This window comes from Oerskovia sp. NPDC056781, from assembly GCF_042789955.1.
In the GTDB taxonomy this organism is placed as follows: Bacteria; Actinomycetota; Actinomycetes; order Actinomycetales; family Cellulomonadaceae; genus Oerskovia; species Oerskovia rustica.
Map to the genome: position 1 here is coordinate 1 of NZ_JBHUAD010000318.1, position 3633 is coordinate 3633.

General features: G+C 74.1%; 3 protein-coding genes. All 3 read left to right on the plus strand.

Translation table 11 applies throughout. The features are described from left to right. Window positions 1–216: 216 nt before the first annotated feature. Genes ACFRCR_RS17715 through ACFRCR_RS17725 form a run of 3 tightly spaced genes read left to right on the plus strand, consistent with a single transcriptional unit; the run spans window position 217 to window position 3601 of the window. Window positions 217–1464 carry a hemin ABC transporter substrate-binding protein gene (locus ACFRCR_RS17715; RefSeq protein ID WP_377679397.1) on the plus strand — a complete coding sequence of 416 codons (1248 nt, stop codon included), beginning with the start codon at window positions 217–219 and terminating at the stop codon, window positions 1462–1464. Beyond that, the gene (locus ACFRCR_RS17720) at window positions 1461–2693 is read left to right on the plus strand and encodes a FecCD family ABC transporter permease (RefSeq protein ID WP_377679399.1); all 1233 of its coding nucleotides are present in this window, start codon (window positions 1461–1463) and stop codon (window positions 2691–2693) included. The genes ACFRCR_RS17715 and ACFRCR_RS17720 overlap by 4 nt, the downstream gene beginning before the upstream one ends. After that, the gene (locus ACFRCR_RS17725; protein ID WP_377679401.1) at window positions 2690–3601 is read left to right on the plus strand and encodes a heme ABC transporter ATP-binding protein; all 912 of its coding nucleotides are present in this window, start codon (window positions 2690–2692) and stop codon (window positions 3599–3601) included. The genes ACFRCR_RS17720 and ACFRCR_RS17725 overlap by 4 nt, the downstream gene beginning before the upstream one ends. Window positions 3602–3633: the final 32 nt, after the last annotated feature.

A 3633-nucleotide genomic window follows, 5' to 3' on the forward strand; every position in this document is an offset into this window, starting at 1 on the left:
AGAGCGGGGCGGGGTCCACTGCTTACTGCTTGTTGAGCCCCGCCCGCCGCCCGCTCGCCGCGGGGGGCCGGGGGGCGGGCCGACCGACCCCGACGTCTCCAAGATCACAGAAGATCTGGGGGACCGGCATGCCTCCTGGCAGCCTGCGTAGGTTAGCCTCAACTTACCCGAAGCCGCCCTCTCGCGTGGGTGGCCGACCTCTGCTGGAGCCCTGTGATGTCGCACCCTGCCCGCGTCCCGTCCCCCGAGCAGCGACGCCGTCCGCTGACGCGTGGCCTGCGCCGCTCGTCCGTCGCCGGTGTCGCGACGCTCGCCGCGGTGATGCTCGCCGCGGGCTGCGCGCCGCTCCCGTACGAGACGCCGACACCGACGTCCGCACCCACCACGGGCTCCGCACCCGACCCCGCCGAGGCCGAGGCGGTCACCCTCGACGCCTGCGCGGCCCTCGAGACGGGCCAGCGCGCCACGGTCGACCCCGCGTCGTTCCCGACCGGCCCCACGACCGCCTCGTTCGCCGACAACGCGATCGACCCGATCGTCACCGCGCCCACCCCGACGCTGCCCGTGACCGTCCAGTCGCACGACGGCCGCCAGGTGACGGTCACCGACGCCTCGCGCATCATCGCGGTCGACCTGTACGGCACGCTCGGCGAGATCGTCTACAGCCTGGGGCTCGGCGCGAACGTCGTCGGTCGCGACCTGCCGACAGGCTTCCCCGAGGCCGCCGACGTCCCCGTGGTCACGGGCGCCGGGCACGCCCTCAACATCGAGACCATCCTCGGCCTGAACCCCAGCGTCATCCTCACGGACGCCACGCTCCTCACGGACACGGCCCGCACCCAGCTCGAGTCCTCGGGCATCCCCGTCGTCTACTTCGACGAGGCCCGCACGCTCGACGGCATCGACGACCGCATCACCGCGGTCGCGAGCACGCTCGGCGTCCCCGAGGCCGGCGCGGCGCTCGTCGCACGCACCGACCAGCAGGTCTGCGCAGCCCTCGCGGGCGTCCCCGCGGACACGGGCGACCCGCTCGTCGCGTTCCTGTACCTGCGCGGTTCCAACATCAAGATGCTGTTCGGCCCGGGCTCGGGCGCCGACGACCTGATCCGCGAGATCGGCGGCCAGGACGCGGGCACCGCGATCGGCCTCACCCAGCAGTACGCCCCCGTGACGAGCGAGGCCATCATCTCCGCGGCCCCGGCGGCGTACCTCGTCATGACCGACGGCCTCGAGTCGAGCGGCGGCCTCGACGCCATGATGGCGATCCCGGGCCTCGCCCAGACCCCAGCGGGCCAGAACCAGCGCGTGGTCGACATGGACGGCAGCCGCCTCCTGACGTTCGGTCCCCGCACGGGCGAGACCATCGCGTCGCTCGTCGAGGCGTTCTACGGCGTGCCCGCGCCGGACCTGAGCGCGGTCGGCGCGGCCGACGCCTCGGCGGACGCCGGGTCGACCGCCCCATGACGCAGAGCACCCGCCCTGCAGGCCCGACGACGCCGCGCACCGCCTCGGACTCCCTCACCACCGAGCAGCGCGCCCCGCACGCGCCCGGCACCACCGGCGGCGAGATGGACGCGCGGGTGAGCGGCGCCGTCGGGCCGGTTGCCGGCAGCGGTGCTGGCGGTGCGCAGGACGCGCTCCCCGGTGTCGGGAGGTCGCGGCGACGGGCCGCGACCTGGCTCGTGGTCGGGCTGGGCCTCGCGCTGGTCGTGCTCACGGTGCTGTCCGGCATGACCGGGCAGGTGCCCGTGTCCCCGTCGGAGGTCCTCGGCTCGCTCCTGCACCACATGGGCCTGAACATCGGCCCGATGCCCTCGCACCCGCAGGGCGAGAACACGCTGTGGGTCGTGCGCTTCCCGCGCGTGGTCCTCGCGATCCTGGTCGGGGCCGCGCTCGCGTGCTCGGGCGCGCTCATGCAGGGCGTGTTCGGCAACCCGCTCGCCGAGCCCGGCGTGATCGGGGTCTCGGCGGGCGCTGCCGTGGGAGCGTGCGCCGTCATCGTCACCGCGGGCTCGCTCGTGTCGGGGACGTGGGTCGCCGCCGCGGCCTTCCTGGGCGGACTGATCACGACGTTCCTCGTCTACGCGCTCTCCCGCTCAGGAGGCCGGACCGAGGTCGTGACGCTCGTGCTCACGGGCATCGCGGTCAACGCGTTCGCGGGCGGGCTGCTCGCGTTCTTCACGTTCGTCGCCGACCCGGCCGCGCGCGAGCAGATCGTGTTCTGGCAGCTCGGGTCCCTCGGTGGGGCCACCTGGGGATCCGTCGCGGTCGTCGCACCCATCGCGGTCGTCGGCGTGACGGGCGCGATGCTGCTGCGCCGCCAGATGGACCTCCTGTCCCTCGGCGAGCGCGCCGCGCACCACCTGGGCGTCGACGTCGAGCGGCTGCGCCAGATCGTCATCGTCCTCGTCGCCCTGCTCGTCTCCGCGGGCGTGGCGTTCACGGGGATCATCGCGTTCGTCGGGCTCGTGGTGCCGCACCTGGTCCGCATGGTCTGCGGGCCGAGCCACCGCTGGCTCATCCCGGCCTCGACGCTCGGTGGCGCCGTGGTGCTGCTCCTCGCGGACCTGGTCTCGCGCTCGCTCGTCGACAACGTCGAGCTGCCGCTCGGCATGATCACCTCGCTCGTCGGCGGACCGTTCTTCTTCTACCTGCTGCGCCGCACGCGCTCGCGCCAGGGAGGCTGGGCATGAGCCGCACACTGGTCGAGCTCGACTCGCGGCACGAGGGCAGCAGCTTCTTGTCCTCGCTGCGGACCGCGGTCACGGGGCGGCGACGCTCCTCGCGGCTGCCCTCTGTCGCGGCGGCCGGCGACGTCGTGACCGAGGCGCGCGGCGCGACGCTCTCGCTCGACGGGTCGCCCGTGCTGCGCGACGTGTCCGTCCAGGTGCGGGCGGGCGAGGTGCGCGCGCTGCTCGGCCCCAACGGTGCGGGCAAGTCCTCGCTGCTCGGGGCGCTCACGGGTGACCTGCCGCTCGACGACGGCTCGGTGCTGGTCGACGGCGCCCCCCTGCGGTCCTGGACGCCGACAGAGCTCGCGATGCGCCGGGCCGTGCTCATGCAGCAGATCCACCTCAGTTTCCCGTTCACGTCGCTCGACGTGGTGCAGATGGGTCGCGCGCCCTGGCGCGGGACGCCCCTGGAGGAGGTCGACGACGAGGTCGTGGCCGCGTCCCTCGCCGCGACCGACGTGTCGCACCTCGCGGGCCGGCACTTCCCGTCGCTGTCCGGGGGCGAGAAGGCACGCGTCGCGCTCGCTCGTGTCCTGGCCCAGCGGACCGGGCTGCTCATGCTGGACGAGCCGACCGCCGCGCTCGACCTCAAGCACCAGGAGCTCGTGCTCCAGATCGCGCGTCGGCATGCGGCGGCCGGGGGCGCCGTGGTCGTCGTCGTGCACGACCTGGGCCTCGCGTCGGCCTACGCGGACCAGGTGACTCTCCTGTCCGGCGGGCGCGTCGTGGCCGACGGGTCTCCTCGCAAGGTCCTGACGGCCGGGCTGCTGAGCGAGGTGTACGACTACCCGGTCGAGGTCGTGGCACACCCCGGCGGCGGTGCGCCGATCATCCTGCCGGCGCGATCCCTGGCGGCGCCGCCGAGGTAGACCCGTGCGCGCGAGGTAGGCCTCCCTAGGGT

Bases quoted from the DNA above. Each gene is read 5' to 3' on its own strand.
- ACFRCR_RS17715 (WP_377679397.1), top strand. From the start codon at position 217: ATGTCGCACCCTGCCCGCGTCCCGTCCCCCGAGCAGCGACGCCGTCCG.
- ACFRCR_RS17725 (WP_377679401.1), top strand. From the start codon at position 2,690: ATGAGCCGCACACTGGTCGAGCTCGACTCGCGGCACGAGGGCAGCAGC.
- ACFRCR_RS17720 (WP_377679399.1), top strand. From the start codon at position 1,461: ATGACGCAGAGCACCCGCCCTGCAGGCCCGACGACGCCGCGCACCGCC.